Annotated in this window: 3 protein-coding genes and 1 pseudogene; 1 reads left to right on the forward strand and 3 read right to left on the reverse strand. The window is 40.0% G+C overall.

What is annotated here, in order from left to right; translation table 11 throughout:
- Positions 1 to 707, reverse strand: a pseudogene (locus REG_RS14740) (aminoglycoside phosphotransferase family protein); the annotation flags it as partial.
- Between the two features lie 97 nt (positions 708 to 804).
- Positions 805 to 1,302 carry a GNAT family N-acetyltransferase gene (locus REG_RS09590; RefSeq protein ID WP_050749385.1) on the reverse strand — a complete coding sequence of 166 codons (498 nt, stop codon included), beginning with the start codon at positions 1,300 to 1,302 and terminating at the stop codon, positions 805 to 807.
- Between the two features lie 278 nt (positions 1,303 to 1,580).
- Here REG_RS09590 and tus point away from each other — a divergent pair, with 278 nt between their 5' ends.
- On the forward strand, positions 1,581 to 2,516 hold the full coding sequence (gene tus, locus REG_RS09595; protein WP_006705458.1) for a DNA replication terminus site-binding protein: 936 nt from the start codon (positions 1,581 to 1,583) through the stop codon (positions 2,514 to 2,516).
- Here tus and REG_RS13570 read toward each other — a convergent pair.
- The coding region (locus tag REG_RS13570) for a hypothetical protein (protein ID WP_039908724.1) at positions 2,495 to 2,821 on the reverse strand (327 nt) is incomplete at its 5' end. The two genes, tus and REG_RS13570, sit on opposite strands and share 22 nt — an antisense overlap.

Genomic DNA, 2,821 nt, shown 5'->3' on the forward strand with positions numbered 1-2,821 from the left:
ATGACGATCAAGGCAGGCGGCTTCTGTGATGATCTCGACTTGCCTGGCAAGCCGTCCGGGCGAGGTGGCAACGCCGAAATCAGGGTTACAAAAAATGTTGGCAAAATCGAATTCGCGTTCACCTATCAACCCTTTGGGATCAATGGCAAGCCAGCCACGTGGACCCGCTAGAATGTTTCCATGGTGAATGTCACCATGAAGGACCGCAATATCTCGTGGCTCTGCGAATAATTTTGTGACAATGGAGGAGATGCTTCTAAAAATCCCACCACGTACTTCAGCAGTGAAAGTCAGTGCTTCAAACCAGCGCGACAAGGGTATAAGGTCAATCGGTAGTGGCGTTCGTCGCGCATGGAGACGGGCGGCAACATGGCAGATAATGCGGCTCGCCTCGTCATCCTGGCCGCCACGAACTATCTCAAGCAACGATTGACGTCCGGAGGCATGTTCAAGAAGCAACGCGCATGCTCCTCCTGTGCCAAGACCCGCACCGCGCCATTACCGTCCCACCAGACCATCAGTTGTGCGCCTCGACACTCTTCTGTTGTCATGGCGATCTTCAGCATGGCAGATTCACCGCAATACTGCACGGGTTGAAGCCAACTCGATTTTGTGTGAAACCGCGGCCCATCCTCTGTCAGTTGCCAGCGGTCCAAATACCGGTGTAATTTCGCCAAGCCGTCGGCCAATATTTGATGTTGCCTCATCAATTTTCTACGAGGATCTTGAGTGTCAGTGGATCAGTTTCGCGACGGAAACCGGCGCGTTCATAGAACGCATAGCTCCTGTCACTTGGCCAGACAACTAAATCCACAAAAATCCAGGGAAAAAAAGGTGAAACCAGACGCCAAAAAAGCGGCCTAGGATTTTTACATCCTGGGCGACAACTACATTGACAATTACCGCACTTGGCCAAACAATAAGTAATTCCAGTTTTTGTATCTCTAGGTCATTTTTAATTTTCTCTAACAAAGCACCGCCGACACCTTTATTTCTGAATTTTGGTAAGGTGTAAACGTTAGTTAGGTATCCATATTGATGATAAGTATCATTTGGTGATGGGATCTTCGTAACTTTAATAATTGATAATACAGAAATTATTTTTCCATTATATTCAGCAACAAAATGAAGGCAGTTGTCGTTGTTTTCAATATTCGGTAATGTCGTACAAAATTCCTCAATAAATTTTCTTTTTTTAATGGTGTTATTTGGTGAGTCGTCTGTGCAAAGCTTCCAACGTAGTTCGGCTAATGTGTTAATGTCCGATGTTTTTGCTCGACGAAGCGTAATCTTGTTAATCATAAATCTTAAATTTTCTCCATTCTTCACAAAATATTTTTAAAAGTTGTATCTATCCACCATATGGTTAACTGAAATGTTAGAATTAATTGTGTTACAAAAGTGACATCGTAACATGTATTTTTTAGTTGAGTTATCAATTTAGGTAGTCGGTTTTTGATTTTACTACCCTTCTCTTTTGTAAAATATTTGGATTTTTTGGTTTTGCGTTTTAAAATTTTTTTGCACTTTGTTTATAAAAGAATAATTAATTTATGTTGTAACTAATAAAAGAAATTAATATGAATAAATATAATTTAATCGATAGAATGAATTCTCAATTTTCCAAACTTGAATCTGCTCTCAGCAAGCTCGAGCATCAATTAATACAGTTTAAACTGTTATCTGCCCACATCTTTATTTTGCCTGATATAGAAAAAGGAACTGAAAATAATCCCATAGAAAAAATAGCTGTAAAATCCATCAAAGGAAAAGAAGCCTGCTCTTTAGGTTTACAACATTTTCGTCGTTTATTTATTCATAATAATAATCCGAATGTCAGTAGTAAAGCCGCAGTACGATTACCTGGTACCCTGTGTTTTTCTGTTGATGATGATGAATATCTCTCCTGTACTACACTAATTTCAACAATAAACACCTTAAAAACTCAACTAGAACATATCATTACTGTTGAATCTGGCTTACCTAGTGAACAACGCTTTGAATTTGTTCATACTCACCTTAGGGGTCTGATAACACTTAATACGTACCGTACAATAACTCTGTTAGTCAATCCAAACTCTATTCATTTCGGCTGGGCCAATAAAAATATTATAAAAAATATTAAACGCAAAGATTTACTTTCGCAACTTAATAAAAGTCTGAATGCAGGTCGCGCGGTGCCGCCTTTTAGTCGTGAAGAATGGGTAACATGGATCAGTCAAGAAATTGATAAAGTCAGCCAGTTGCCGGAAGATTCACGGTTGCTAATTAAACGCCCCGTGAAAGTTCAACCTATTGCCCGAGTATGGTATCAAGAAAAACAAAAACAAGTACAACACCCCTGCCCTATGCCATTAATTGCATTGTATAAAAATTATGATGGCACTAAGTTACCTAAAATAGGTGAATTACATAATTATGATGTTAATCAGATTAAACATAGGTACAAACCTAATGCACGGGCGCTACGTTTACTTCTTCCCCGATTACATCTTTATACTAATAAAGAGATATAAGATATTGTCGATTGATTTTGAGCATTATTTTTACTAAACATGCGCGGGTGTTCCGCCCTCATGGTATGTCTCGCTCGTACATCGGTGTCATTTTTTCGCGCTTCAATCAGCGCATTGCCTACCCGTGTATATAACCGCACTTTTTCGTTAATTGATTTACCCTTGTTGTGAAATGATTCCTTGTGTTTACGTTTTGCATCCGCGAAGAGCTTGCCAATAATCCTGTCATTCAAATGCAGTATCTGGTCGATGACGGTGGCCTGCGTATCCAGCAGTACCGCTACCAGTGTTGCATATTGTCGTGT

It is taken from the genome of Candidatus Regiella insecticola LSR1, from assembly GCF_000143625.1.
GTDB classification, from domain to species: domain Bacteria; phylum Pseudomonadota; class Gammaproteobacteria; order Enterobacterales; family Enterobacteriaceae; genus Regiella; species Regiella insecticola.